This window comes from Nonomuraea sp. IBHARD001, assembly GCF_056106265.1.
In genome coordinates this window covers 6,747,098-6,773,188 of record NZ_JBWBBW010000002.1, presented here as the reverse complement: position 1 = coordinate 6,773,188, position 26,091 = coordinate 6,747,098, and the positions used below count along the sequence as shown (strand labels likewise).

Annotated in this window: 21 protein-coding genes; 12 read left to right on the top strand and 9 right to left on the bottom strand. The window is 72.0% G+C overall.

Annotated elements, in window-relative coordinates; genetic code table 11:
- The first annotated feature begins 125 nt into the window (after window positions 1-125).
- The 6 genes from hrpA (at window position 126) to ACTWNK_RS32540 (ending at window position 8,254) form a co-directional block, all read left to right on the top strand.
- Window positions 126-3,980, top strand: coding sequence for an ATP-dependent RNA helicase HrpA (hrpA, locus tag ACTWNK_RS32565; RefSeq protein ID WP_474308746.1), 3,855 nt, complete (start codon window positions 126-128; stop codon window positions 3,978-3,980).
- 49 nt (window positions 3,981-4,029) lie between these two features.
- Window positions 4,030-4,485, top strand: coding sequence for a MarR family winged helix-turn-helix transcriptional regulator (locus tag ACTWNK_RS32560; protein ID WP_474308745.1), 456 nt, complete (start codon window positions 4,030-4,032; stop codon window positions 4,483-4,485).
- Between the two features lie 92 nt (window positions 4,486-4,577).
- A complete protein-coding gene (locus tag ACTWNK_RS32555; protein ID WP_474308744.1) occupies window positions 4,578-5,483 on the top strand; it encodes an LLM class flavin-dependent oxidoreductase in 906 nt (301 codons plus the stop codon).
- On the top strand, window positions 5,480-6,571 hold the full coding sequence (locus tag ACTWNK_RS32550) for a BMP family ABC transporter substrate-binding protein (protein WP_474308743.1): 1,092 nt from the start codon (window positions 5,480-5,482) through the stop codon (window positions 6,569-6,571). The genes ACTWNK_RS32555 and ACTWNK_RS32550 overlap by 4 nt, the downstream gene beginning before the upstream one ends.
- A 31-nt stretch (window positions 6,572-6,602) precedes the next feature.
- On the top strand, window positions 6,603-7,079 hold the full coding sequence (locus tag ACTWNK_RS32545; RefSeq protein WP_474308742.1) for a nucleoside deaminase: 477 nt from the start codon (window positions 6,603-6,605) through the stop codon (window positions 7,077-7,079).
- Window positions 7,076-8,254 carry an MFS transporter gene (locus ACTWNK_RS32540; protein WP_474308741.1) on the top strand — a complete coding sequence of 393 codons (1,179 nt, stop codon included), beginning with the start codon at window positions 7,076-7,078 and terminating at the stop codon, window positions 8,252-8,254. Before ACTWNK_RS32545 ends, ACTWNK_RS32540 begins: the two co-directional genes overlap by 4 nt.
- Here ACTWNK_RS32540 and ACTWNK_RS32535 read toward each other — a convergent pair.
- Genes ACTWNK_RS32535 through ACTWNK_RS32525 form a run of 3 tightly spaced genes read right to left on the bottom strand, consistent with a single transcriptional unit; the run spans window position 8,217 to window position 12,339 of the window.
- A complete protein-coding gene (locus ACTWNK_RS32535; RefSeq protein ID WP_474308740.1) occupies window positions 8,217-9,710 on the bottom strand; it encodes a PucR family transcriptional regulator in 1,494 nt (497 codons plus the stop codon). The genes ACTWNK_RS32540 and ACTWNK_RS32535 overlap by 38 nt on opposite strands.
- Window positions 9,711-9,744: 34 nt before the next feature.
- Window positions 9,745-10,911 (bottom strand): kynureninase, encoded by a 1,167-nt coding sequence (gene kynU / locus ACTWNK_RS32530; RefSeq protein WP_474308739.1) that lies wholly within the window; start codon window positions 10,909-10,911, stop codon window positions 9,745-9,747.
- A gap of 33 nt (window positions 10,912-10,944) precedes the next feature.
- The gene (locus ACTWNK_RS32525) at window positions 10,945-12,339 is read right to left on the bottom strand and encodes an APC family permease (RefSeq protein WP_474308738.1); all 1,395 of its coding nucleotides are present in this window, start codon (window positions 12,337-12,339) and stop codon (window positions 10,945-10,947) included.
- A gap of 155 nt (window positions 12,340-12,494) precedes the next feature.
- On the opposite strand from ACTWNK_RS32525, the gene ACTWNK_RS32520 reads away from it, so the two are divergent.
- Genes ACTWNK_RS32520 through ACTWNK_RS32510 form a run of 3 tightly spaced genes read left to right on the top strand, consistent with a single transcriptional unit; the run spans window position 12,495 to window position 14,123 of the window.
- Window positions 12,495-13,049, top strand: coding sequence for a TetR/AcrR family transcriptional regulator (locus ACTWNK_RS32520; RefSeq protein ID WP_474308737.1), 555 nt, complete (start codon window positions 12,495-12,497; stop codon window positions 13,047-13,049).
- Window positions 13,033-13,431: a DUF5360 family protein gene (locus ACTWNK_RS32515; RefSeq protein WP_474308736.1), complete on the top strand. Its 399-nt coding sequence runs from the start codon at window positions 13,033-13,035 to the stop codon at window positions 13,429-13,431. Before ACTWNK_RS32520 ends, ACTWNK_RS32515 begins: the two co-directional genes overlap by 17 nt.
- A gap of 50 nt (window positions 13,432-13,481) precedes the next feature.
- Complete coding sequence (locus ACTWNK_RS32510) at window positions 13,482-14,123, top strand: HAD family hydrolase (RefSeq protein ID WP_474311040.1); 642 nt, start codon at window positions 13,482-13,484, stop codon at window positions 14,121-14,123.
- 10 nt (window positions 14,124-14,133) lie between these two features.
- Here ACTWNK_RS32510 and ACTWNK_RS32505 read toward each other — a convergent pair whose 3' ends face one another.
- Genes ACTWNK_RS32505 through ACTWNK_RS32490 form a run of 4 tightly spaced genes read right to left on the bottom strand, consistent with a single transcriptional unit; the run spans window position 14,134 to window position 18,307 of the window.
- Window positions 14,134-14,448 (bottom strand): DUF5709 domain-containing protein, encoded by a 315-nt coding sequence (locus ACTWNK_RS32505; RefSeq protein ID WP_474308735.1) that lies wholly within the window; start codon window positions 14,446-14,448, stop codon window positions 14,134-14,136.
- 57 nt (window positions 14,449-14,505) lie between these two features.
- Entirely contained in the window at window positions 14,506-14,955 is a 450-nt protein-coding gene (locus ACTWNK_RS32500) for a hemerythrin domain-containing protein (protein WP_474308734.1), read from the bottom strand.
- Window positions 14,956-14,988: 33 nt separating this feature from the next.
- Window positions 14,989-16,533 (bottom strand): gamma-glutamyltransferase family protein, encoded by a 1,545-nt coding sequence (locus tag ACTWNK_RS32495; RefSeq protein WP_474308732.1) that lies wholly within the window; start codon window positions 16,531-16,533, stop codon window positions 14,989-14,991.
- A gap of 40 nt (window positions 16,534-16,573) precedes the next feature.
- On the bottom strand, window positions 16,574-18,307 hold the full coding sequence (locus ACTWNK_RS32490; protein ID WP_474308731.1) for an ABC transporter ATP-binding protein: 1,734 nt from the start codon (window positions 18,305-18,307) through the stop codon (window positions 16,574-16,576).
- A 72-nt stretch (window positions 18,308-18,379) separates the two neighbouring features.
- Between ACTWNK_RS32490 and ACTWNK_RS32485 the strand changes: the two genes are divergently transcribed.
- Complete coding sequence (locus tag ACTWNK_RS32485) at window positions 18,380-18,805, top strand: MarR family winged helix-turn-helix transcriptional regulator (protein ID WP_474308730.1); 426 nt, start codon at window positions 18,380-18,382, stop codon at window positions 18,803-18,805.
- Between the two features lie 46 nt (window positions 18,806-18,851).
- Here ACTWNK_RS32485 and ACTWNK_RS32480 read toward each other — a convergent pair whose 3' ends face one another.
- Together ACTWNK_RS32480 and ACTWNK_RS32475 are read right to left on the bottom strand one after the other, a co-directional pair.
- On the bottom strand, window positions 18,852-19,976 hold the full coding sequence (locus tag ACTWNK_RS32480; RefSeq protein ID WP_474308729.1) for an amidohydrolase family protein: 1,125 nt from the start codon (window positions 19,974-19,976) through the stop codon (window positions 18,852-18,854).
- Window positions 19,977-20,036: 60 nt separating this feature from the next.
- Window positions 20,037-21,176: a PucR family transcriptional regulator gene (locus ACTWNK_RS32475; protein WP_474308728.1), complete on the bottom strand. Its 1,140-nt coding sequence runs from the start codon at window positions 21,174-21,176 to the stop codon at window positions 20,037-20,039.
- 99 nt (window positions 21,177-21,275) lie between these two features.
- Here ACTWNK_RS32475 and ACTWNK_RS32470 point away from each other — a divergent pair, with 99 nt between their 5' ends.
- Together ACTWNK_RS32470 and ACTWNK_RS32465 are read left to right on the top strand one after the other, a co-directional pair.
- Entirely contained in the window at window positions 21,276-23,381 is a 2,106-nt protein-coding gene (locus ACTWNK_RS32470; RefSeq protein ID WP_474308727.1) for a M6 family metalloprotease domain-containing protein, read from the top strand.
- A 133-nt stretch (window positions 23,382-23,514) separates the two neighbouring features.
- Window positions 23,515-26,058, top strand: a complete 2,544-nt coding sequence (locus tag ACTWNK_RS32465) for a tetratricopeptide repeat protein (protein ID WP_474308726.1) — start codon at window positions 23,515-23,517, stop codon at window positions 26,056-26,058.
- The last annotated feature ends 33 nt before the right edge of the window (window positions 26,059-26,091 follow it).

Here is a 26,091-nt window from a genome sequence, read left to right as displayed (position 1 = left end):
CGTGCGGTGCGGGGTGTTGCCGCCTGTGGCGGGATAATCGGTGGCGGAGCCCCGGGGCCGGGTGCCTATCCTTGCCTGTTGGGCGTCCTGGCCGGGCGCCTCTAGGTGATCAGGGGAAAGTCAGCTTGAAATCTCCGCTCGATGAGCTGGGGCAACGCCTGCCCGAGCTGATGCCGCGCGACCAGCGCAGGCTGCGCCGACGACTCGACGGCGCCCGTCGCGTGCGCAGCAGGGAGGCGCAGCAGAAGATCGCGGGCGAGATCCTCGCCGACGTCGAGAAGGCCGAGCAGCGGGTCGCCCGCAGACGTGAGGTCGTCCCCGCGATCGTCTATCCCGAGCAGCTGCCCGTCTCCCAGCGCAAGGACGACATCCTCGCCGCGATCAGGGACAACCAGGTCGTGATCATCGCCGGTGAGACCGGCTCCGGCAAGACCACGCAGATCCCCAAGATCTGCCTGGAGCTCGGCCGGGGCGTGCGCGGCGTCATCGGCCACACCCAGCCGCGCCGCATCGCCGCCCGCACGGTGGCCGAGCGCGTGGCCGAGGAGCTGGGCTCGCCGCTGGGCGAGGTGGTCGGCTACAAGGTGCGCTTCACCGACCAGGCGAGCGACCGTACCCTGGTCAAGCTGATGACCGACGGCATCCTGCTGGCCGAGCTGCAGACCGACAGACTGCTCGAACAGTACGACACGCTGATCATCGACGAGGCGCACGAACGCAGCCTCAACATCGACTTCATCCTCGGCTACGTCAAGCAGCTGCTGCCGAGACGCCCGGACCTGAAGGTGATCATCACCTCGGCCACCATCGACCCCGAGCGCTTCTCCCGCCACTTCGGCGACGCCCCCATCGTGGAGGTGTCGGGCCGCACCTACCCGGTCGAGGTCCGCTACCGCCCGATCGACCAGGACGACGACCAGACGCAGGGCATCGTCGACGCGTGCCGGGAGCTGGTGCTCGAAGGGCCCGGCGACATCCTGGTGTTCCTGTCGGGCGAGCGCGAGATCCGCGACGCGGCCGACGCGCTGACCAAGGCCGAGCTGCGCAACACCGAGGTGCTGCCGCTCTACGCCCGGTTGTCGGCGGCCGAGCAGCACCGCGTGTTCCAGGCGCACACCGGCCGCCGGATCGTACTGGCCACCAATGTCGCCGAGACCTCGCTGACCGTGCCCGGCATCAAGTACGTCGTCGACCCCGGCTTCGCCCGCATCTCGCGCTACAGCCACCGCACGAAGGTGCAGCGCCTGCCGATCGAGGCCGTCTCGCAGGCCAGCGCCAACCAGCGCAAGGGCCGCTGCGGCCGCACGTCGGACGGCGTGTGCATCAGGCTTTACGAGGAGGACGACTTCCTCACCAGGCCGGAGTTCACCGATCCCGAGATCCTCAGGACGAACCTGGCCTCCGTCATCCTGCAGATGACCACGATCGGCCTGGGCGACATCGCCGCCTTCCCCTTCGTCGAGCCGCCGGACCAGCGCCAGGTGCGCGACGGCGTCAACCTGCTGCAGGAGCTCGGCGCGTTCGACGCCGACGGGCAGCTGACCGCGCTCGGCCGCAGGCTCGCCGCACTGCCCGTCGACCCGCGCCTGGCCCGCATGGTGCTGGAGGCCGACCGCAACGGCTGCGTGCGCGAGGTCATGGTGATCGCCTCGGCCCTGTCCATCCAGGACCCGCGCGAGCGGCCTTCGGACAAGCAGCAGGCGGCCGACGACAAGCACCGCAGGTTCGCCGACAAGGAGTCGGACTTCGTCTCCTATCTGAACCTGTGGAACTACCTGCGGGAAAAGCAGCAGGAGCTGTCGTCGAGCGCCTTCCGCCGCCTGTGCAAGGCCGAGTTCCTCAACTACCTGCGCGTGCGCGAGTGGCAGGACATCTTCAGCCAGTTGCGCTCGGCCATGGGCGTGCAGCCCAACACCGAGCCCGCCGACGCCTTCAAGGTGCACATCTCGCTGCTGTCGGGCCTGCTGTCGCATGTCGGCGTCAAGGACGTCGTGGACAAGAAGAAGGACGACGGCCGCCGCGCCCTTCAGGAGTACATCGGCGCGCGCAACGCCCGTTTCGCCATCTTCCCCGGCTCGGCATTGGCCAAGAAGCAGCCCGCCTGGGTGATGTCGGCCGAACTGGTGGAGACCTCCAGGCTCTGGGCCAGGGTCAATGCCAAGATCGAGCCCGAATGGGTCGAGCCGCTGGCCCAGCACCTGCTCAAGCGCACCTACTCCGAACCGCACTGGGAGAAGAACCAGGGCTCGGTCGTCGCCCTGGAGAAGGTCACCCTGTACGGCGTGCCGCTCGTGGTGGGCCGCAAGGTCAACTACGGCCGGATCGACGCCGAGCTGTCGCGCGAGCTGTTCATCAGGCACGCGCTCGTCGAGGGCGACTGGGACTCCCACCACGCCTTCCTCAAGGAGAACAGGAAGCTCCTGGAGGAGGTCGAGGAGCTGGAGAACCGGGCCCGCCGCCGCGACATCATGGTCGACGACGAGGCCCTGTACGACTTCTACGACCAGCGGGTGCCCGCCGACGTCGTCTCGGCCAGGCACTTCGACTCGTGGTGGAAGCAGGCCAAGGCGAAGGACGCCGGGCTGCTGACGTTCTCGCCCGACATGCTGGTCAACGACAACGCCGATGTCAGTGCGCAGGACTATCCCGACTCCTGGCGTCAGCTCGGCCAGCGGATGAAGCTGACCTACCAGTTCGAGCCGGGCACCGAGGCCGACGGCGTCACCGTGCACGTGCCGCTGGCCATGCTGAACCAGGTCACGGCCGACGGCTTCGACTGGCAGATCCCCGGCCTGCGCGAGGAGCTGGTCACGGCGCTGATCAGGTCGCTGCCCAAGCATCTGCGCCGCAACTTCGTGCCCGCGCCGAACTTCGCCAAGCAGGTGCTCGCCTCGGTCAGGCCCGGCGCCGAGCCGCTGCTGGAGTCGGTGGAACGCGAGCTGCTGCGCCTGACCGGGGTGCGGGTGCCGCACGACGCCTGGCAGCTGGAGCAGCTGCCCGACCACCTGCGGGTGACGTACCGGGTGATCGACGACCACCGGCGCACGGTCGCCGAGGACAAGGACCTCACCGCGCTCAAGCGCAAGCTGGCGCCGAAGCTGCGTCAGACGCTGTCGGCCGCCGCCGACGACCTGGAGCGCACCGGGCTGCGCACGTGGAGCTTCGGCACGCTGCCGAAGACGTTCGAGCACGGGCGGATGAAGGGCTATCCGGCGCTGGTCGACACCACGGACTCGGTGGCGATCCGGATCTTCGACACCGAGGCCGAGCAGCGCCGTTCCATGTGGAAAGGCACGCGCAGGCTGCTGCTGCTCAATGTCACCTCACCGGCCAAGTCGTTGCTCGGCGGGCTGTCCAACCAGGCCAAGCTGTCGTTGTCGCGCAGTCCGCACGGCGGCGCGGTGGCGCTGTTCGACGACTGCGTCGCGGCTGCAGCCGACAAGCTGATGGCCGACGTGGGCGGTCCCGCGTGGGACCCGGTCGGGTTCGACCGGCTGTACCAGCACGTGCGGTCCGAGCTCTACGACGTCTCGCGTGAGGTCGTGTCGCGGGTGGAGCAGATCCTCGCCGTGTGGCATGCGATCGGCCTGCGCCTGGACGGGCTGCGGGCCTCGGCGTCGGTGCAGGACGTGCGCGACCAGCTCGGCAAGCTGGTCTTTCCCGGCTTCGTGACCGTGACGGGGTATCGCAGGCTGCCCGACGTGCTGCGCTACCTGCGTGCGATCGACAGGCGGCTGGAGAAGCTGCCGCTCGAACCGTGGCGCGACGAGGAGTGGATGACCAAGGTGCACAAGGTCGAGGACGACTACCTCGACCTGCTGGAGCGCCTGCCGCCCGCCAGGCGGGGCGACCCCGACGTGACGGAGATCCGCTGGATGATCGAGGAGCTCAGGGTCAGCTTCTTCGCCCAGACGCTCGGCACGCCCACCCCGGTCTCCGAGAAGCGCATCGCCAAGGCCATGGAGAAACTCCTGCCGTGAGCCGGGCGGCGGTTCGCCCGGGGCCGGGCCAGGCTCTACTCTGCCCCGCATGGCGGACACTTCCCGGCTCGGCCCGGACGAGCTCCACGCGTGGCGCAACTTCCTGGAGGGCGGGCGGCTGGCCGGCGCGCTGCTGGACCGGCGGCTCAAGGAGGACCACGGCCTGACGCACGCCGACTACGGCGTCCTGCGCCAGATCGCCGACTCCGGCCGGGTCAGGATGACGGAGCTGGCCCAGCAGGTGTGGTTCTCACGCAGCAGGCTGGCCCACCAGATCGACAGGCTGGCCGCCCAGGGCCTGGTCGAACGGCAGGAGGACCCGGTGCGCGGCAAGACCACCTACGCCGTGCTCACCGCCGAGGGCGAGCGTGTGGTGGAGCGGGCCAGGGCCGAGGTGGCGGCGATGCTGCACGAGCACCTGTTCGCCCACCTGCCCGCCGAGACCCTGCGCGCGCTCGGTCCCGGCCTCGACCCGGTCGTGGCGTCGCTGCGCGGGCTCCTCTAGGAAGGGCGCATTCCTTCAGGCGGAACCGGCGTTGACGACGCACGCCCTAGTTGCTGAACATTAAGCAACTGTCCGTTTCTGGGAGGAGGGCCATGGAGCTGGCCACATCGGTGTTCGTGCCCGGAGCCCCGTTCTCGCGGGTCGTGGAGCTCGCGGCCGAGGCCGACAGGCTGGGGCTCGGGTGCGTGTGGATACCGGACGAAGGCGTGAAGGCGCACGACCCCTGGGTGCTGGCCGGAGCCGCGGCGGCGCGCACCGAGCGCATCGACATCGGGCTCGGGCCGACCAATCCCTACTCCAGGCACCCGATGATCACCGCGAACGCGGCCAGAGGCCTGGCCGAGCACACCGGAGGCCGGGTACGCGTGTGCCTGGCGGCCGGAGGCACACTCGCGCTGGGGCCGCTCGGCCTCACGCCGGTCGCGCCCCTCGCGGCCGTGCGCGCCGCGATCGAGGCGGTCAGGACGAGCACGCCCGGCGCCCAGATCTGGGTCGCGGCCAAGGGGCCACGCCTGCTCGACCTGGCCGCCGACCTGGCCGACGGCGTGATGCTGGCCGGGTTCCCGCTCGTCATGCTCGGTGAGCTGGTCGCCGATCTCCGCGCACGGCGGCCCGGCCTGCGGGTGGCGTTCCGGCCGCAGCTGGCCATGGACGCGGCCTCGCACCGGCGCCAGCGCGTCGAACTCGCCTACGCCCTGCCCGACTCGCCGCGCGAGCTGCTGGAGCGGCTCGGCGTGCCGGAGGGGTTCGTGGAGCGGCTGCGCGCCGAGGGGGCCGAACGGGGGCACGAGGCCGCCGCCGAGCTGGTGCCCGACGACCTGGTCGCCGCCTTCTCCTTCACCGGCGACCCGGCCGCGTGCGCACGACGCCTGAGCGAGTTCGGCGAGCAGGCCGGGCTCGACCAGTTGATCATTCCTGGCCTCGGCACGCCGACCGGCCACGAGCTCGCCCGGATCCTCCTCCAGGGCGCCGCCGCAGCAAAGGAGCACGACGCATGACCGTGAGAGCAGCCTTCGTCTACCGCACCGCCGTACCCGATCCGCACTGCTGGGCGCAGACCTTCGAGGAGGGCAGGCTGCGCACGCAGGAGGTGCTCGGCGCCCGGGTCGTCACCACGGCGTACGAGAACGTGGGCGAGGACGAGGCGGGAAGGCGGCTGATCGAAGGGCTGGCCGCCGACGGGACCGACATCGTCTTCCTGGGCAGCAAGGGCTACCAGCCGTTCGTCCTGGAGATCGCCGACGCCTACCCTGGCACCAGGTTCGACATCTGCCAGGGCATGCGCCTCCGGCCGAACGTCAGCAGCTTCCGCGAGGCCGTCGACGAGATCGCCTACGTGTCGGGCCTGCTGGCCGGAGGCATGACCAGGTCCGGCCTGATCGGCGTGCCGATCGCGACCGGGCACGAGGTCGTGTACCTCAACGCGTTCGCACTCGGCGTGCGCGCCGCCGATCCGGGCGTCCGGCTGCACACCAGGACCGTGGGCAGCTGGATGGCGCCCGAGCGTGAGGCCGCGGCCGTGCACGAGCTGGCCGACCTCGGCTGCGACGTCATCGGCGGCGCGCTCACCGAGAACGACACCGTCGTCCTGACCGCCGCCGCCCGGGGCTGCCACACCACCGTGCGCAACAGCGACAGACGCCACCTCGCACCCGGCCACGTCCTGGTCGGCAACCTGGTCGACTGGAGCCCGCACTTCATAGCCGCCGTCGAGGCCGTCGAGGCCGGGAGCTGGCAGGCTGGATGGCGCTACTACCATGCCTGCGACGGGGTCGTGTTCAACACCGAGCCCGCCGCGTTCGTGCCCGAGCACGTGGCCGCACCGGCCGTGCGGGCCGCCGAGCTGATCAGGCGCGGCGAGCTCGACATCTGGCGCGGCCCGATCACCGACAACAGGGGAGGCCAGGTCGTGCCCGAAGGCCTGAGCCTGGCCGACGTGGTGTCCGGCCAGGTCGAGCCGCTTCCCGGCCTGACCGCGCTGGAGACCTACCTGCCGACCGACGCCTTCGACTGGCTGCTCGACACCTATCTCGGCCCGCCTTTCACCAAGCCGCCCCGCACGGACATGCGGATCAAGACCGGTTAGCCTCCGCGCAGCAGCGGGAGAAGGGGTAGAGATGACCGACGACCACACGGCCGCGTACGAGGCCGCGATGCGGCTGGCGATCGCCGAGGCCCGCACGGCCGACCGCCCGTTCGGCGCCGTCCTCGTCGACGCCGCCGACGGGCGCGTCCTGGCCAGGGCGGGCAACACCATCACCACCAGCGGCGACCCCACGGCACACGCCGAGGTCAACGTGCTGCGCGCCGCCGCCCCCCTGGGCGTCGACCTCCGCTCGGCGATCCTGGTCAGTACGGCGGCGCCGTGCGTGATGTGCGCAGGGGCGGCGCTGTGGGCCAGGGTGCGCGGCGTCGTGGTCGGCTGCGACGCGGCCCTGCTGGCCGAGCTCGGCTGGTCGGGCATGTGCCTGGATCCCGGCGTGGTCATGGCCGCCTCGCCGTTCCCGCCCGTGCCCTGGGTGACGGGCGTGCTGCGTGAGGAGGCGGCCGAGCTCTACCGTGCGGCTCCGGCCTCGGCCTACGGGTCCCGGTGAGCCGGGCCCTCGCGCCCGCTCGGGTGGCGGCGCCGCTGGCGCTCGGCGTGGCGGTGGTCGCCCTGGCGGCGAACCTGCGTCCGGCGCTGGCCGCGTTCTCGCCGCTGGCCGGGGAGGTGCGGGCCGACCTCGGGCTCGGGGCGGGCGTGGTGTCGCTGGTCATCGTGCTGCCGCTGGTGTGTTTCGGGGTCTTCGCCCTGGTCGCACCCGCGCTGGGCAGGCGCTGGGGGGCCGAGCGGGTGCTGGCGGGCTCGATGGGCCTGCTGGCCGTCGGCATCCTGGTGCGCAGCGCCGGAGGCGTGGCCGCGCTGCTGGCGGGCACGCTGCTGGTCGGCCTGGCGATCGCGGTGGGCAACGTGCTGGTGCCCGGCGTGGTCAAGGGGCGTTTTCCCGGCCGGGTCGGCCTGATGACCAGTGTCTACGGCACGATGATCTCCGGTGGCGCCGCTGCCGCCGCCGCCCTGGCCAGGCCGCTGGCCGAGCTGACCGGCGGCTGGCGCCCGGCCCTGGCCGCCTGGGCGGTTCCCGCCGCGTTGACGGCGATCGGCTGGACGGTGCTGGCCTGGCGGCGGCCACGCCCGGCGGGGGAGGCCGTCGTGCCCGCCGTCGCGGCCCATGCGCCGGCCGTGCCCGCGAGGTCGCGGCGGTGGGCGCTCGGGGTGTACTTCGGGCTGCAGTCGGTGCTCTTCTACGTGATGCTCGCCTGGCTGCCCTCGGTGTTCGTCCAGGCCGGGGTCGCGGCCGACGAGGCGGGGCTGCTGCTGTCGGTCGTGCAGCTCGCGGGGCTGCCCGCGGCGCTCGTGCTGCCCTACCTCGCCGCCAGGGCGCGCAGCCAGTCCGCCTACGCGGTGGTGTGCGGCGTGGTGAGCACGGCGGGTGTGACCGGCGTGCTCCTGGCGCCCGCGGCGGCGCCGTACCTGTGGGCGGGGCTGGTGGGGCTGGGCAGTGCGGCCTTCCAGCTGACGCTCACGCTGATCGCGCTCAGGGCGGGGCCCGGCGGGGCCGATCGGCTGTCGGCCAGGGTGCAGAGCGGCGGCTATCTGATGGCGGCGGCGGGACCGGCCGTCGCCGGTGTGCTGTTCGACCTCACCGGGGCGTGGAGCGCCTCCCTCGTGGTGATGGTCGGCGTGAGCGCGCTCATGGTGCCTGCCGGTTACCTGGCCGGTCGGCCCTGACCTGCCCGGGACCGGCCTGCCCGGAACCGGTCGGCAGCGTGAGCAGTTGCAGGGTCAGCGCCAGCCGTACCTCGGCCGCCCCGAGGTCGCAGGGCGCGGCATCGAGCAGCCTGCGCATGCGGTAGCGGAAGGTGTTGGGATGCACGTGCAGCCTGGCGCCCGCCGCGGTCGGATTGCCCTGCTCCCACAGCCAGGCCCGCAGCGTCTCCACGTACGCCGTGCCGTGCGCCGCGTCGTGGGCCAGCAGCACGGGCAGCGGCCCGCCCGCCTGCAGTCCGGCCGGCAGGGCCGCGGCCCTGGCCAGCACCAGCTGCGGCCAGGCCCCCTCGTAGGTCGCCACCGGCCCGGCCACCGCGCCCGACCGCATCAGCCCGAGCAGCTCGGCCGCCTGCGCCCGCGACAACGACAGCTCACCGGCCGTCGAGGCGGCCGAACCCGCGGCGACCACCAGCGACGTCTCGGCCGCGATCCGGCGCAGCCACGACCACGACCCGGGCGTCAGCGCGTCGCCGTGCTCGGCGATGACGACATACCGCACCTCACCCACCGACGTCAGGTACGGCTGGCGCCACCCCCTGGAGCGCAGCAGCGTGTCCAGTCCGTCGACCTCTCCCACCGCCACCACCAGCGCGGGAAGCGGCACGTGCTGGTCGGCGCTCTCCCCGCGCAACAGGGCGGCGAGCCTGTCGGCCAGCACCCGTCGCGCGGCGTCGGCATGCGCGCGGCGGCGCAGCAGGTGCAGCGCGACGGCCGAGAGCAGCGGCCCGAGCCCGCCGAGCCGAGCAGGTTCGACGGGGCCCGCCACGATAGTCCAGACGCTGCCGAGCAGTTCGGCGCCGTGCCTGACCGGGATGACCAGGCGGGGCAGCCTGCCCTGCGGCCCGGCGGGCACGAAGATGGGCGCGCTCTCGCGGTTGAGCCTGCGGTAGATGCCCTTGGTCCGCAGCCTGGCCAGGGCGTCGTCGGGGATGCGGCGTCCGACGAGGGTGGAGATGCGACCGGCGTCGCTGGGCTCCTGGCGCGCGGAGTAGGCGACGACCTGGCCGGTGACGTCCTCGATGGTGACGGGTCCGTCGAGTGCGGTGGCGAGGTCGTCGGCGAGTGTGGCCAGCGTGTCGTCCTCCAGCAGGCCGACCAGGTCGCGCAGCAGCCACAGCAGCCGCGTCCACGACACCTCGGCGGCCAGTTCGACCAGCGCGACGCCGTCGGGCGGGCGCAGCGAGGCGGCGAGCGGGCCCTTGAGCACCACGCCCGCCGCCCTCGTCGCCCGCTCCAGCAGCTGCGCCGCGGCCTCCTCCGGCACGCCGACGCCCAGCAGCAGGTCGCCGGGCGCGACGGGCAGGCCCGGCTCGGCGATCACGACATCCCTGACCGCGGCCTCGCCGCCGGGCACGACCAGTCGCAGCAAGGCGGGACCGAGCGCTGCGGCCAGGCCGGACACCGAGATCTCCCGCATGCCGTCCAGGGTATTCACCGGGCCTGGAACGTTCTCACGGGGCCACGGCCGCCAGCCTGTCGACGGCGTCGTAGACGTCGGCGTACCTGAGGTAGAGCGGCGCGAAGCCGAAACGCATCACCTCGGGCGGCCGGTGGTCGCCGACCACGCCGAGACCGGCCGCCGCCTTGAGGATGGACTCGGCCCGCGGATGGGCGTAGCTGACCTGGTTGCCCCTGCGCCAGGGGTCGCGCGGCGAGACGAGCCGGAAGCCGGGCAGTCGCTCGTCGGCCAGTTCGGTGAACAGCGTGCCGAGCGCCACGGCCTTGGCCCGCAGGTCGGCCAGGCTCACCCCGTCGAAGGCGTCGAGCGCGGCGTCGAGCGCCACCATGCCGATGACGGGCGCCTGGCTGACCTGCAGTCTGGCCAGTCCGGCCGCCGGTTCGAAGTCCCTGCTCATCTCGAAGCGCCTGGCGTGCCCGCCCCACCCGGTGATCGGGTTGCGCAGGGCCGGTTGCAGCTCGCGGGCCACGTAGGCCCAGGCGGGGGCGCCGGGGCCGCCGTTGAGGTACTTGTAGCCGCAGCCGACGGCGAGATCGGCCCCGGCCGCGCCGAGGTCGACCGGCATGGCGCCGGCCGAGTGGCACAGGTCCCACAGGGCCAGCGCGCCCGCCTCGTGCGCCCTGGCGCTCAGCCCGGCCAGGTCGGCGATCTCGCCGGTGCGGAAGTCCACGTGCGAGTGGACCAGCACGGCGACGTCCTCGTCGAGCGCGGCGCCCTCCTCCAGGTAGGCCAGGCGCAGGCCGAGCAGTTCGCACACCCCCTGGGCGATGTAGAGGTCGCTGGGGAAGTTGGCCGCGTCGATGACGACCGTGCCCCGGCCGGGCCGCATCCGGCAGGCGGCGACCAGCAGCTTGAACAGATTGCCCGACGTGGTGTCGGTGACGATCACCTCGTCCGGCGCGGCGCCGACGAGCGCGGCGACCCGGCCGCCGAGACGGGAGGCGAGCGCCCCCCACCCCGCCGTGCCCCACGCCGCGATCAGGTCCGCACGCCAGTCGTCCGCGAAGGCGGCCAGCGCCTGAGCCACCCGGCGCGGGGGCGCGCCGAGGGAGTTGCCGTCGAGGTAGACGACGCCGTCCGGCAGGTCGAACCGGTCGCGCAGGGGCGCGAGGGGATCGGCGGCGTCCAGCCGTTCGGCGTCGTTTCGGGTGCGGGGCACGTGCTGCGTCCTTTCGCGGGTCGCGGTAGGGGATCAGGAGGCGGGCGTGTCGACGAGGTCGCGGCCGTCCTTGCGGACCATGGGCCTGCCGCTCGGCACCTCGCCGCCCGCGATGAGCCGCTTGACCGTGCTCCAGCGCACCGCCACGATGCCCGCGCCCAGCAGCACCCACACCGCGTACGACACGCCCATGACCGGCGTCTCGACGATCTCGATGAGCAGCAGCACGTTCTGGTAGGCGTTGAGCACCATCGCGGCCAGCGTGATCGTCAGATGTGTGCGCTGCCCGATCTTGAAGGGCGAGGCCGCCAGCAGGTCGGGATGCAGCTTGCGCATGCGGTAGGAGGCGACGATCACCAGCATCGTGGTCAGGCCGAACACCGACGAGGCCACCTGGGCGATCTCGGTCACCGACAGCCCGGTCGCGGCGGGCGTGATGCCGACCACGAACAGGATCGTCAGCAGCCAGTGCGGTGTGCCGAACCTGCGGTTGACCCGGCCGATCGCCTTGGGGAACCAGCCGTCGTCGATGGCGGCGAGGAAGCTCTTGCTGCCCCACAGGAGCTGGCCGTTGATGGTGCCGATGACGGCCGCGACCGCGCCGCCGAGGATGAAGAAGACGAACATGCCGCGCGAGAGCGTGTGCTCGGCGACGACCGACAGCGGCTTGAACGCCACCTCCTCGACCGGCAGCACGCCGGTGGAGGGGATCGCCATCAGGATGTAGAGCAGGGTGGCCGCGATGGTGGCGCCGAAGAAGGCGATGGGGATGTTGCGGCCGGGGTTCTTCATCTCGCCGCCGAGTTCGGCGATGACGTGCCCGCCGCCGGTGGCGAAGACGAGGATGGAGGAGGCGGCGATGAGCTCGTTGAACCCGTTGGGCGCCGGGTCGGCGAAGACGGCCCAGTCCACCTCGGGCATGCTCAGCACGCCGTAGCTGACATAGGCGGCGACCATCACGACGGCCAGCACCACGCCCACCCGGGCCGACAGCGAGGCGCCGAACAGGTTGCAGACGAAGAAGAACGCCACCATCCCGATCGACACGGCCTGCGGCGGGATCGAGTCGTTCAGCGCGTGCAGATAGGTGCCCGCACTGAGCGCGTAGACGCTGAGCGAGACCACCGACAGCGAGAACAGCCACATGTTGGCGAACCCGGCGATGGGATGCACGAGCCTGGTCACATAGGCGTAGGTGCCTCCCGTGACGGGCGCGGCCGCGCCGAGCACGGCGAACGAGACGCCCGACAGCAGCACCAGCCCGGCGGCGATGAGGAAGGCGATCGGCGTGCCGCCGCCCGTCTTGCCGATGGCCACACCGGTGAGCGCGATGACGCCGCCGCCCACGATCTGGTGGAAGGCGATGCCGAGCGACTGCGGCAGGGTGAGGGTGCGCTTGAGGTTGCTCTGGTTGTCCGGTGGCGACATGCCGCCTCCTCTGTTCGTGGGGGGTGGCATGTGATGTTCCAGCAGGGTACGGCCGGTCGTCATCGTCCGGTGTCCACCGAGTCGGGCGGCCGTGTTGTCCCCGGCGCACAACGGGTCTCGCAAACTGTACCGGCTGACCGGTATAGTTTCGAGCTGTGCCACGACCGAGTTCCCGCGAGCGGCTGCTCGACGCCGCCGCCGACGTGTTGCTGTCCGACGGAGCCGAATCGCTCACCCTTGAGGCCGTCGCCCAGCGGGCCGGAGTGTCGAAGGGCGGCCTGTTCTACCACTTCGCCACCAAGCAGGCCCTCGTCGCCGCCATGGTCGAGCGGCTGGTCCAGGCCTTCGACACCGCTCTGGCCGCTGCGGCCGAGAGCGGCAGGCCGGGCGACTACCTGCGGGCCTATGTCGCCGCCACCATCCCCGAGCGGCATCCGGGCGCGGCGCCTCCCGACCGGGTGAGCGCCGCCCTGCTCGCCGGAGTGCTGGTCGACCCGGCGGGCCTGGCCCCGCTGCGCGAGCGCTACGCCGCATGGCAGCACCGGCTCACCGCCGACGGCCTCGACCCGGCCGCCGCCACCGCCGTACGGCTCGCGGTCGACGGCTGGTGGGCGGCGCGGCTGCTCGGGCTGGGGGAGCCTGGCCCCGGCCTGCACGAACGCACGCGTGCCCACCTGATGGAGATGATCGACCGTGCTCAGGACGACTAAGGCGCTCATGCTGGTGACGGACGTCGCGTTCGTCGTGTACTTCTCCGTCACCGGGCTCGGGCTGATCCCGCCCGAGTGGGCCTTCGCCGACTACGCCGACCCGGTGCTGGTCGACTGGAACTGGTCCTTCCTGTGGATCGACCTGGCGGCGAGCGGCACCGGCCTGGCCAGCCTGTGGCTGATGCGCCGGGGCCGCGCGGGCGGGCCGCTGATGCTGGTCTCGCTGGTGCTGACCATGGCGTCCGGGCTGATGGCGATCGCGTTCTGGACGTTGCGCGGGGACTTCTCGCTCGCCTGGTGGGCGCCCAACCTCTATCTCCTGCTGTTCCCGCTGCCCGCCGTCGCGTGCCTGACCGCGGGCTCGGCGCGGGCCGCTGCGTAAAGTGGGTGCCGCAGCGCAGCCGTCGCAAGGGGGAGTTCGTGGTCAGGGCCGTGGTGTTCGACGTCGGGGAGACGCTCATCGACGAGACGCGCATCTGGACGAGGTGGGCCCACCGGCTGGGCGTCAGCCCGTTCGTGGTGATGGGCGCGCTCGGCGGGATGGCCGCGCTCGACCGTTCGCACCGCGACGCCTTCGAACTCGTCAGGCCCGGCCTCGACGTGAGCGCCGAGATCGAGCGCTGGCGGCTCGACGAGCCGGGCAGCCTGCGCGAGAACTTCGACGGCGACGACCTCTACCCCGACGTGCGCGAGGCGCTCGGCGGCCTGCGGGCGGCGGGCTACGCGGTGGTCGTGGCGGGCAACCAGCCTGCGCAGGCCTACGACGCGCTCGTCGCGATGGACCTGCCGGTCGACTCCGTGCACACCTCGGCGGGATGGGGGCTGGCCAAGCCCGAGCCCGCGTTCTTCGCCAGGGTGGCGCAGGTGGTGGGCGCGACGCCGGGCGAGATCCTCTATGTCGGCGACCGGCTGGACAACGACGTGCTCCCGGCCGGAAGGGCGGGCATGCGCACCGCCCTCATCCGCAGGGGCCCCTGGGGCTTCCTGCATGCCGAACGCCCGCAGGCGAAGGCCGCCGACCTGATCGTCGACGACCTGCACGCCCTGCTCCCGGCCCTGGCCACCCTCACGTAGGTGGGCCGGGTCACCTGTCGGGTTCGAGGTGGATGGCGCGTTCCTCGGCCGACAGGTCGTCGTCGTCGCCGCTGTCCTTGCCGATCTCCTCGCTCTCCACGTCCGAGCCGAGACCCTCGTCCGGCTGGACGAGCCGGTACCCCTCGCGGGGGCCGCGCTCGGGCCGGTCGGGCGACTCGCGCCACAGTCGTTCGTCGAGGCTGTCGCGCTCGGCGGGGTCGTCCCCGACGATCTCGTGCTCGCGCCCGAGGTCGTCGTGCCACTCCTCGACCTCGATCTCCTGCTCGTCACTCAGCCCGAAACGGTCAGGCGGCATCTCACTCATGTCCGTACGCCTGCCCCTCTTTGTTGACGATTAAGCCCATTTGACGGCTTTGCTGGGTCAAGGGCGCAGGGCCTCCAGCTCGGCCGCCCTGCGCTCCAGGAACACGCGGCCGAGCTCCTCAAGCCTCGCCGCGTCGAACGCCTCGGCCAGGGCGGGCAGGATGTCGCTCTCCTCCTCCTCGACGTGATGGCCGACCAGTTCGGCCAGCCTGTTCAGGCGCTCGCCGAACTCCGGTGCGCCCGGCTCGGCGGCGACCAGGCTGTCGAGGGCGATCTCGATGTCCTTGTGCTCCTTCACCCCGTGGTGCACGTGCTCGCCCTCGCTCGGCTCCTCGCTGCGCAGGGCCGGGTAGATCCTGTCCTCCTCGGCCCTGGCATGCGCGATGAGCAGCGCCGACAGCTCGGCGACGGTCGAGTCGCGGTCGCCGTCCGAGCCGCGCAGGCGCTCGAACAGCGCCTCGAACCTGCGATGGTCGTCGGTGATGAGGGTGATGACGTCGTTTCCCATGCCGCTGCGACTGCCCGCAGGAGAGCGGATCACTCACCTGCCCACGGCGGCCCCGACCAGCGAACGCGGATCGGCGGCCCCCGCGAGCGCGCCACCGGGCAGCACGTCGATCGCATGCGCGTGCCCGAACCCCGCCCCGTACGGCATCGCGGCCACGGGATGACCCCGCGAGGCCAGCCCGTCGGCCCAGGGTGCGCCCTGCTCCAACTCCACCACCGACTCCTCGGGCCGCAGCCACGTGTCGAAGCCGGTGCCGCCCGCGCCGAGCCGCCAGCGGGGCGCGGCCACGGCCGGGCCCGGCTCGGCGCCGTGCACGAGCAGCCTGGTGATGATCTGCAGCAGGATCTGCGGCTGGGAGTCGCCGCCCATCGTGCCGAGCACCGACCTGAGCGAGCCGTCAGGCCTGGTGATCAGCGCCGGCGTCAGCGTGTGCGGAGGACGGCGGCCCGGCCCGTACTCGGCCGGATGGCCCGGCACGAGCGAGAAGCCGATGCCCCGGTTGTGAAGGTTGATCCCGGTCCTGGGTTCGAAGAGCAGGCTGCCGAACCCGGAGGCGTTCGACTGGATCAGCGAGACGCCCATGCCGTCGCCGTCGACCGCGCACAGGTACGTCGTGTCGCCCTCGCCGGTCAGGTCGGCCACGCGCATCCGGCGCACGGGGTCGATCCCGGCCCTGCGCCTGGCGATCTCGGCATCGGACAGCAGGCCGGCGGCCTGTTCGTGCAGTACGGCGAGCCGGTCGTGCCCCGCCGCCCTGCTCGCCTCCACCAGCAGGTGCGCCCAGGCCGATGCCGAGGGGTCGGCCGGGAGGTCGAGGCCGTCCAGGATGCCGAGGGCCAGCAGCAGCAGGTAGCCCTGTGAGTTCGGCGGCATCGACCACACCCGGTGCCCGAACGCCTCCACCGCCAGCGGCTCGACCCAGTCGGCGCCCGGCTTGGCCAGATCGGCCTCGGTGTACTCGCCCGCGCCGAGCTCCAGCAGGCCCTCGCCGAACTCGCCCAGGTAGAAGCCGTCCCGGCCGGAGGCGGCCAGCGCCCTCAGCGTCCGGCCGACGCCCGGCCTGCTCATCAGGTCGCCCGGCGCGCGCACCGATGCGAAGTCGCCGCCGCCCGGCCTGGCCGCCACCAGCGCGGCGCCGGGCGCCAGCAGCGGCGAGACGGGGAAGCCGCCTTCGGCCAGCCGGATCGCGGGGGCCAGCACGTCGGCGAGCGCCAGCCTGCCGTACCTGTCGTGCAGGGTCAGCCAGCCGTCGGCCGCGCCGGGCACGGGCGAGGAGCGGATGTCGTCGAGGTGCGGCATGCGGGAGTGGCCTTCGGCGCGCAGCCGTTCGGGGTCGGCGCCCGATCCGGCGCGGCCCGAGGCGTTGAGCGCGGTGACGCCTTCGGCGGAGTGGACCAGGGCGAACAGGTCGCCGCCCAGGCCGCACATGTGCGGTGCGACGACGGCCAGCACGGCGTTGGTCGCGATGGCGGCGTCGGCGGCCGATCCGCCGCGCTCCAGCATGGTGAGCCCGGCGGCGGAGGCGAGATGGTCGACACTGCAGACCATGCCCGAGCGGGCGTATCGGGTGTTGTGCACCCGAGCAAGGTTAGGCGCTGGCGGACGGGCGTGTTCCGGCTCACACCAGGGCCGGGGGCCGGTCCCTGTCGACCAGGGCCGCGTAGTGGCCGCCGAGCTCCATGAGCGTGTCGTGCTCGCCGCTCTCCACGACGACGCCGTGGTCGAGCACCACGATCTGGTCGGCGTCGCGCACGGTGGACAGGCGGTGCGCGATGGTGATCGTCGTACGGCCGGCGGCCAGGGTGTCGAGCGCCTCCTGCACGGCGCGCTCGGTCTGGGTGTCCAGGGCGCTGGTGGCCTCGTCGAGGATGAGCACGGGCGGGTTGCGCAGCAGTGTGCGGGCGATGGCCAGGCGCTGCTTCTCGCCGCCGGAGAAGCGGTAGCCGCGCTCGCCGACCACGGTGTCGTAGCCGTCGGGCAGCGAGGAGACGTGCTCGTGGATGCGTGCGGCGCGCGCCGCGGCGACGAGCTCCTCGTCGGTGGCGTCCGGCTTGGCGAAGCGCAGGTTGTCGGCGATGGAGGCGTGGAAGAGGTAGGTCTCCTGCGAGACCACGCCGACGGTCTCGGCGAGCGTCTCGAAGCTCAGCTCGCGCACGTCGACGCCGTCGATCGTGACCCGGCCGCCGCTCACGTCGTACAGGCGGGGCAGCAGGTAGCTGAGCGTCGTCTTGCCCGAGCCGGTCTCGCCGACGACGGCCAGACTGGTGCCCGCGGGCACGGTGATGTTCACCCCGCTGAGCGTGGGCGACTCGCCGTAGGAGAAGTCGACATCCTCGAAGCGCACCTCGCCGCGCGGCGCGGGAAGCGTCCTGGCGCCCGGCTCGATGTCGACGTCGAGGTCGAGGTATTCGAAGATGCGCCCGAACAGCGCGAGCGAGCTCTGCACCTCCACGCCGAGCCGCAGCAGCGAGACGGCGGGCCGGAACAGGCTCATCTGCAGCGTCGTGAACGCCACCAGCGTGCCGACCGAGATCGCTCCGGTGTAGCCGGCCGCCCAGTAGATCATCGCGGGCATCGCCGCCATGATGATCTGGATCGACGACTGCCGCCAGCGCCCGGCCATGCTGGAACGCACCTCGAGGTCGGCCAGCTCGTCGGAGGCCGCGCCGAACTGCCGGGTGAGCTCGGGCGAGCGGCCCATCGTACGGCCGAGCAGGATGCCGCTGATCGACAGCGACTCCTGGACCATCGACGACAGGCCGGCCATCTTGCGCTGCCGTTCGGAGGTGATCCTGCGGCGCTCGGCGCCGACCCTGCGGCTGATCCACACGAACAACGGCAGCAGCGCGAGCGAGACGGCGGTCAGCCGCCAGTCCAGGGCGAGCATCGCGACCACGGTGGCGATCACGGTGGTCAGGTTGGAGACGATCGAGGTCGCCGTCGAGGTGACGACGGACTGCATGCCGCCGATGTCGTTGGCGATGCGCGACTGCACCTCACCGGTGCGCGTGCGCGTGAAGAAGGCCAGCGACATGCGCTGCAGATGGCTGTAGACCGAGGTGCGCAGGTCGTGCATGACCCGCTGGCCCACGGTCGTGGAGATGAGCGTCTGCATCACGTCGAAGACGCTGGTGGTGACCGCGACGGCGATCATGCCGAGGGCGAGCGCGGTCAGCAGGCCGGTGCGGCCCTGCGGGATCGCCACGTCCAGCACCTCGCGCAGCAGGAACGGCGAGGCGAGCGAGACCAGCGAGGACAGGGCGATGAGGCCGCCGACGAGGGCGAGCCTGGCCCGGTAGGGATGGAAGAGGCGGATGATGCGCCGTATAGGCGCGCGGGGTTCGTCGGTCATACAGGACTCCTTTGCTGATGCTTACTCAAACAGAGGTTACCTCATAATCATTCCCGAAGATAAACTCCTCCCATGGAGTCCGGGGGAATCGAGAGCGAACTGGCCGAGCTCGTCCACAGGGTCGGGCATCGCCTGCGGCACGGCTACCGCGACGCCCTCGAACCCATGGGCCTGAGCCCCGGTCAGGCCAGGGCCCTGCGCGCGGTCATCCACACCGACGAGCCGCTGCGCATGGTGGAACTGGCCGAGCGGCTGCGCATCGTGCCGCGCTCGGTCACGCCCGTGGTCGACGCGCTGGAGGAGGCCGGGCTCGTCCGCAGGAAGGTCGACCCCAAGAACCGGCGCTCGACCCTGCTCATGGTCACCGAGCAGGGCCGCGAGACCTACGAACAGGTCAGGCAGGCCCGCAGGCACGTCGCCCAGGAGCTGTTCGGCCCGCTCAGCCCCCAGCAGCAGGCCGTCCTCAGGGACGCCCTCTCGGCCGTCGAGTCGGACTGACCCCGACGCCCGGCACGACCTCAAGTCCGGGGCGCCTGGGCCGTCCTCAGGCCTGGTGCACGATCTCGCCGCCCGCGACCGTGCCGACGCACTCGGCGCCGTCCAGCAGGGACGCGTACGGATAGCGTCCCCCTGCGTCGAACACCGCCAGGTCCGCCCTGCTTCCCGGCCCCAGCGACCCGACCCGCCCGGGCCCCTTGGCCATGCCGATCGCCACGGCGCCGCCCGATGTCGCCGCCTCGACCAGGCGGCGGTTCAGGTCGGTGCGCCTGAGGCCGCGGGCCCTGGCCAGATCGCGCAGCGCCGACGCCCAGCCGAGCAGGTCGTAGCCGTCGTCGCCGGTGCCCAGCGCGACCCTGCCGCCCTCTTCGAGGAGCGCGGTGGCGTCCAGCGTGGGATCCCACGCCTCGCCGCCCGGCTCGCCCGCCTCCCCGGCCCAGGGGTCGAGGTCGGCCGTCCAGGAGTGCGCGGCCGAGCCGGACTCGGGCGGCGGGCACAAGGTCACGGTCGTACCGCGCAGCCGCAGCAGTTTGCGCTCGCCGGTGTCGAGATGGCCGGAGGTGGCCACGTGGCAGTGCGGGCCGAGCACGCCGCTCTCGTCCAGCAGGCCGGGCCGGTGGTTGCTCAGATCGACGTGCAGGCGCAGGCCGAACGTCCTGGCCAGGATCGCGAGATCCTCCAGCACCTCGGGGTCGCGGCTGTGCGCGGCGATGCCGACGGCGCCCAGATGGTCGACCTCGCGCATCGCGGTGATGAGCAGGTCGCGCCCGGACGCCTCCCACTCGGCCTCGTCGTCGCTGCGGGCCTCCAGGTAGGCCACTCCGGCCAGCCCGGCGGCGCCGAGCGTCGGCAGCTCCATCGGGTCCGGCACGATGTCGGCCATCGCGGTCACCCCGTTGCGCAGGGCCGAAGGCACGTCGCCGAGCCGGGTGCGCGCGTCGACCAGGCCGGGCAGGATCACCCCCGGCCAGCACACCTCCTCCAGCACGGGGAAGGCGTCGAGCAACTCCTCGCGCGGCCCCACCTGAAGCACCCGGTCGCCTCTGACGACGACGGCTCCGCCGGGCAGCGGAGCGGAGGCGACGGGCAGCACGAGCGGCGCCGAGTGCAGCACGACAGGCGCGGGCGCGCTCGTACCCATGAGGTGTCCGGCTCGCACCGCCAACGGCATGAAGACTTTCCGCCTTTCCGTCTTTGGGCGATTAAACGGCAGCAAGGACAGACCTGGCAATCACCCACGCGGGTGGTACCTTCCGGACAGCCGGGCGAGTTTCAGGCTCAGGTGCAGGGCGAGCCGTTCGCCGCCGTCCTTCAGGTCGGTCTGGGCGAGCTCCTCGACCCGCTGCAGCCGGTAGTACAGCGACGTCCGGTGCAGCCGGAGCACGCGTGAGGTGGCCACCGCGCTTCCGGCGAGGTCGAGATAGGTCTCCAGGGTCTCCAGCAGCGGCAGGTGCTGCTCGTCGGCGAGCATCCGCTCCAGACCTGGATGCAGATCGGCGGGCACCTGCGTGAGCAGCCGGTAGACACCCAGCTCCGACCAGTGTAGCGAGCGTCCCATGCCGGGGATGCGCGCACCGACCTCGGCGGCGTGCAGCGCCTCGGCGTAGGAGCGGCCCGCGTCCGCGAGCGAGGCCCTGGCGCCGCCCACGCCGATCACCACGGGCAGCACCATCGCCGCGTGCACCTCCTCCGGCTGCACGGTGCCCGAGGCCAGCAGCACGCCGTGGTCGTAGCGCACCAGGTGCAGCGGATGATGGCTGGCCAGCCGCCTGCGCGCGGTCAGCAGCCCCTGTTCGAGCGCCAGCCTGATCGACTCGTCCGCCTCCGCCGCCAATGGCCGTACGGCCAGCACGGTGACGGGCCCGGCCTGGGGGAAGGCCCCGGCCTCGATGAGCGTGCGCGCGGCCGACTCGCCCTCGCCCGACAGCAGGCCGGTCACGGCGTCGAGTTCGCGGTGCGAGGCCATGGCGGTGGCCAGGCTCTCGTGGAAGAGGGCGACGGCGAGCGCGGGCGCGGCGGCGCTGGCGACCGCGATCTCGGCCTCGGTCATCGGCGGGTCGACGTCGATGAACCACAGGAAGCCCAGCAGCCTGCCGTCGTGCACGGCGGGCACGCACACCCGGGGCAGCAGCCCGAGTTCGGCGTGGCCGCGGGTGCGCAGCGGACCCGCCGTCGACAGGATGCCCGCGTCGCGCAGCCACTGCCGTACCTCGGGTGTGGTGTGCCTGCGCAGGATGGAGTCGCGGCGGATGTCGTCCATCGTGCCGCTCTGCTCGCTGTAGGCGGCCACCCGCTGCAGCCTGTCCTCCAGGAGCAGCGGCCGGTTGAGTCGCGTGGCGAGGTCGTCGACCGCGCGCTGAAGATCGGCCATGTCACCTGGACTTTTCATCACTTGTAGAAGGAAGGACCCACCGCCTTCCCTACAGCTGATCGGTGATCTCCGTCAATACCGTCTATAGCGTCCTAAATCGTGAACCGCCCCAGAACACTGCTGAAAGCCGTGGTAGCTGCTGTCGTACTGCTGCCGCTCGGGCTTGTGGCCACCCCCGCCTCCGCCGACCCCGCCGCCGATCCCGAACACCCCTGGCGCCAGGATCACTGGCCGCAGACGCAGCCCTGGCAACTCGACGAACCCGCCGAGGCCCAGGCCCTGCGCTCCGGTCACCCCACCACCGAGATCAAGCCGATCGACCCGCAGAACTGGAAGAACCCCGACCACATGACGTGGGCGGACTACAAGAAGCCGCCCGGCACCAACTGGGCCGACCCGTCGGTCAAGGGTTCGCAGCGCACCTTCAAGGGCGCGCTCGTCCTGCTGGACTACCCGAACCAGCCTTTCGTCGTCACCCAGCCCAAGGGCTCGACGGTGTTCAAGAACCCGTCGGCCGAGGCGCACGACATCCCTCGTGAGCAGGTCGCGACCTTCTACAAGGACTTCCTCAACACGCCCAACAAGATCAACCGTGGTCACACCATCCACGAGTACTGGATGGAGGACTCGGGCGGCCGCTACGGCGTCGACCTGACCGCGTTCGGCCCGTACACGATGCCGGGCAAGGACCACGAGTACGCCATGGAGTTCCAGGCGGGCACCGGCTGTCCGGCGGGCGACAACTGCAACCGCAACATCCGCACCGACGGCCGCGCCGCGTGGGTGGCCGACCAGGGCCCGACGGTCCCGGCCGGGTACGACTTCATCTTCTTCCTCAGCGCGGGCCAGGACGAGTCCGCCACCTGGCAGGAGTTCGGGATGATGAAGTTCCCGAACAAGGAGGCCGTGACCGAGGAGTTCGGCCCGCCGGACGACGCGCTGCCCAACTGGGCACGCACCCGCTATGTCGAATGGACCTCCTGGGCGGCCGCGTCCTCCATCTGGCCCAACGCCGGAGGCGGCTCCTCCACCCAGGCCGAGAGCTCCGGCCAGGGCGTATACGCCCACGAGCTGAGCCACATCCTCGGCATCGGCGACAACTACAACAACCCGTACGGCGTGCCGCCGAGGCGTGCCTACACCGGCATCTGGGAGATGCTCAGCCGAGGCAGCTTCAACGGCCCCGGCGGCCCGCACAGCCGCTGGATGATCCCGCCGACCGGCGGCGGCTCCATGGGCGCGCAGCACATGCTCCGTAACAAGATCAAGCTGCAGATGGTCGACGAGAAGAACGTCCTGCGCCTGTCGCGTGAGGCGCTCGACGAGTCCGGTCTGGTGACCGCCAAGGTGACCGCGCGCACCGTACAGCCCGGTGATAAGGGCCTGGCCGGAATCAATGTGCAGTTCGACACCGGCGACAAGAGCCCGGCCTGCAACGTCAACACCGACCCGCTGTGCGACGGCGGCGGCTACGAGAACTACACCGTGGAAGTCGTCGACCGCATGGGCGCCGACTCCTTCACCCCCGACTCCGGCGTGCTCCTGGCCAAGACCAAGAACGAGGACAGGGCGCCCTTCGAGTGGGTCGTCGACGCCAACCCGCAGGACATCGGCATGACCGACTACGTCCTGCCCGACGGCACCGCCGTGCCCATCACGGTCGGCGACTACCGCCAGCTGTCCGACGCCCTCTTCCACGCCGGGACCGACTCCGGCAGTGAGTACGAGTACGTCGACCAGGCCAACCGCCTGCACTTCTACGTCACCGACGTCGAGCGCGACCGCAAGGGCCAGCTGTCCTACAGCGTCGCCATCCGCTCCCTCGACGGCAAGGGCCCGCAGAAGCGCGGCGTGAAGCTGCTGCCCGGCCTCGGCCTGCCGACCGGCAAGAACCTGTCCACCTGCACCTTCGGCCTGCTCAACACCGGCAAGGCGGCCCCCGCCGCAGGCACGCACCCCGAGGACGTCAGCGCCTACCTCAAGTCCGACGTCTACCGCCTCACGGCCACGGTCTCGGGACGCGGCTGGACCGCCTCGGTGCCCAACGCCCTTTCGGTGGTCGAGTTCGGCAAGAGCGACCTGGTCAAGGTCAACGCGCTGCGCGGCTCCGGCGGCAGCAGGCTGGCCACCGTCACGCTGACGGCGACCTCCGAGAGCGACCCCACCAAGAAGATGAGCAAGGACTGCTACGTGATCGGCCTGTAGCACCGCGTGGCCCGGCCGGAGCGCGCTCCGGCCGGGCTTCGTCATGGGTGCGGGGCGTGTGGTGAAGACGAGGTGTCAAAGGACTACCGCCGGCCGTACCCGATCGGTTTGAATCACCCCCTGAGGGGGTGTCATGCGACTGCCCGAACGCCAGGGGGACGAGGGCTCGCGGCGCAGGCGGGTGCCGTTGGCCGCGCCCGTGGCGGCGGGGGCCGCCGCCGCGGCGGCGAGCATCCTGGCCGCGACGCTGGAGTGGGACCTGCCGGTGGCCGCCAAGGTCGGCGTGACCGCCGCCGCGGCGCTGCTGGTCGGCCTGGCCACCTGGGCGACGACCGCGGTGACGCCCAAGAGCGAGCCGGGGGACGAGAGCGCCGAGCCGCTGCGCGCCCCCGACCAGTGGCCGCCCGTGCCCGCGCACTTCACCGGCAGGACCGAGGCGCTCGGCGAGCTGCGCCGGGCCTTCGGCAGGCGGCGCGACCCGCTGAGCCCGCCCATGGTCGTCTCGATCTACGGCCGAGGCGGTGTGGGCAAGTCGGCGCTGGCCGCCAGGTTCGGCCTGGAGATCGCCGACCGCTTCCCCGACGGCAGGCTGTACGCCGATCTCAGAGGCGGCGTCGACGCGCCCATCGCACCCGAGGAGGTGCTGCTCGGCTTCCTGCGTGCCATGGGAGTACGGCTGACCACCGATCCGGGCGGCCTGGACGAGCTGCGCAAGCTCTGGCTGACCTGGACCAAGGGCCGGAAGATCCTCATCGGCCTGGACAACGCCCACGACGCCGAGCAGGTCAAACCGCTGATCCCGGCCGAGCCCGGCTGCGCGGTCGTCGTCACGTCGAGGCCGCCGCTGTTCCTGATGAACGCCTACGACAGCCAGCTGCCCGCCTTCAGCGAGGCGCAGGCCATCGAGCTGCTGGCCAGGCTCGCCGGTCCCGAACGGGTCAGGCTCGACCTGGTCGCGGCCAGGGAGATCGTCAGGCTGTGCGACTACCTGCCGCTCGCGGTCAGCATCTGCGGCGGGCGCCTGGCCACCCGGGCCAACTGGACGCTGCGCGAGCTGTCGGGCCGCCTGCGCGACGAACGCCGCCGCCTCGACCAGCTCGAACTCGCCCGTGCCGTCGACAAGTCGATCAGGGCGTCGGTCCAGCTCAGCTATGCCGACTGCACCGACCTGCAGCAACGCCTGCTGCGGCTGCTGAGCGAGGTCACCGCGCCCGACGTGCCCGGCTGGGTGGCGGGGGAACTGCTCGACATCTCCGAGCTCGACGGGGCCGACCAGCTGGAGGCGCTCATCGACGCCCAGCTCGCCGAGTGCTCGGGCACCGACCAGACCGACACCATGCGCTACCGGCTGCACGACCTGGTCAGGCTGTTCGCCGTCGAGCTCGCCGAGCGTGAGGAGGCCGAGCGCAGACGGGCCGCCCTGGAGCGGGTGCTGCACGGCTACCGGCGCAGGGCCGAGGCCTCGGCGATGGCTCGCTGGCCGCAGGACTGGGGCCGGGCCGGGCGCTACGCGGCCGGACCCGTGCACGGGATCGCGGCCGGGCAGGTCAAGGCGTCGGACTGGCTCACCTCCGAGCGGCCGAGCCTCATCGCCATGGTCAGGCTGGCCCACGAGCGGGAGATGTGGGAGCTGGCCTGGGGGCTCGGCCGTGCGGTCAGCTCGCTGTGCCACTCCATGCGCGCCTACTGGTCGGACTGGCGCGTCGCCGCCGACATCGCCTGCGCCGCCGCGATGCGCATGGACGACAGACGGGCGACGGCCATCTCCCTGCTGGACCGGGCGGCCGTCTCCGGCGGGCTCGGCGCGCACGAGAGCGCACGCGCCGACGCCACGCTCGCCCTTGAGGGCTTCGCCGAGCTGGGCGAGCACTGGTGGGCGGCCAGGGCCAGGCGCACGATCGGCATGACGCTGTTCGGCGAGGGCAACCTCGACCGGGCGCCCGGCTACCTGCTCGACGCCATCACCGCGTTCAAGGCCGAGGACGACGCCTGGTGGGCCGCGCGCACCCAGCGCAACCTGGCCGAGCTCAGGCTGGCCCAGCGTGGCCTGACGGACGCCAAGGAGTTGCTGGAGGAGGCGCTGGCCGTCTTCGAGCGCGACGGCAACCGCTACTCCGAGGCGCAGACCCTGCGCGCCTACGGCGAGGTCCTGGCCGCCGAGGCGCGCGAGCACCAGCGCGAGGGCGACCGCAGCGCCGCCGTCGACGGCTTCACCCGGGCCGGCTTCAGCCTCGACCGCGCCGCCGACCTGTTCAAGCTGCGCGGCGAGCTCTGGGAGGAGGCGCGCTGCCTGCGGGCGGCCGGCGAGGTCGGCAACCCGGCCAACGGCCTGCCGGAGCTGGGCAAGGTGCAGCAGGCCGAGCGCATGCTCAAGCAGCTGGGCGACTCCTGGGGCGTGGCGCGCACCGAGGTGTCGCTCGGCCGCACCTATGCCAGGCTCGGGCGTTTCGAGGAGGCGCTGGAGGCGCTGACGCAGGCCGTCGCCGCGTTCGAGGCGCTCGACGACCGGTCGTGGACGGCCAGGTCGAAGGAGTACCTCGCCGACACCGTGCTCAGGAGCGGCGAGCGCGAGGCCGCACGCCTTCCGGCGCAGGACGCGGTGAAGATCTACCGCAGCCTCGGCAACGAGGCGGGCGTGCGCAGGGCGCTCGCGCTGATCAGGAAGACGGGCGCCTGACCGGCCACCGTCAGTACGGGCTGTCAGTACGGG

What these genes read in the sequence shown, in the direction of transcription:
- ACTWNK_RS32560 (WP_474308745.1), top strand. Translation starts at nt 4,030, where the DNA reads ATGGCGGACACTTCCCGGCTCGGCCCGGACGAGCTCCACGCGTGGCGC.
- ACTWNK_RS32555 (WP_474308744.1), top strand. Translation starts at nt 4,578, where the DNA reads ATGGAGCTGGCCACATCGGTGTTCGTGCCCGGAGCCCCGTTCTCGCGG.
- ACTWNK_RS32550 (WP_474308743.1), top strand. Translation starts at nt 5,480, where the DNA reads ATGACCGTGAGAGCAGCCTTCGTCTACCGCACCGCCGTACCCGATCCG.
- ACTWNK_RS32545 (WP_474308742.1), top strand. Translation starts at nt 6,603, where the DNA reads ATGACCGACGACCACACGGCCGCGTACGAGGCCGCGATGCGGCTGGCG.
- ACTWNK_RS32535 (WP_474308740.1), bottom strand. Translation starts at nt 9,710, where the DNA reads ATGCGGGAGATCTCGGTGTCCGGCCTGGCCGCAGCGCTCGGTCCCGCC.
- ACTWNK_RS32525 (WP_474308738.1), bottom strand. Translation starts at nt 12,339, where the DNA reads ATGTCGCCACCGGACAACCAGAGCAACCTCAAGCGCACCCTCACCCTG.
- ACTWNK_RS32505 (WP_474308735.1), bottom strand. Translation starts at nt 14,448, where the DNA reads ATGAGTGAGATGCCGCCTGACCGTTTCGGGCTGAGTGACGAGCAGGAG.
- ACTWNK_RS32500 (WP_474308734.1), bottom strand. Translation starts at nt 14,955, where the DNA reads ATGGGAAACGACGTCATCACCCTCATCACCGACGACCATCGCAGGTTC.
- ACTWNK_RS32490 (WP_474308731.1), bottom strand. Translation starts at nt 18,307, where the DNA reads ATGACCGACGAACCCCGCGCGCCTATACGGCGCATCATCCGCCTCTTC.
- ACTWNK_RS32485 (WP_474308730.1), top strand. Translation starts at nt 18,380, where the DNA reads ATGGAGTCCGGGGGAATCGAGAGCGAACTGGCCGAGCTCGTCCACAGG.
- ACTWNK_RS32480 (WP_474308729.1), bottom strand. Translation starts at nt 19,976, where the DNA reads ATGCCGTTGGCGGTGCGAGCCGGACACCTCATGGGTACGAGCGCGCCC.
- ACTWNK_RS32475 (WP_474308728.1), bottom strand. Translation starts at nt 21,176, where the DNA reads ATGGCCGATCTTCAGCGCGCGGTCGACGACCTCGCCACGCGACTCAAC.
- ACTWNK_RS32465 (WP_474308726.1), top strand. Translation starts at nt 23,515, where the DNA reads ATGCGACTGCCCGAACGCCAGGGGGACGAGGGCTCGCGGCGCAGGCGG.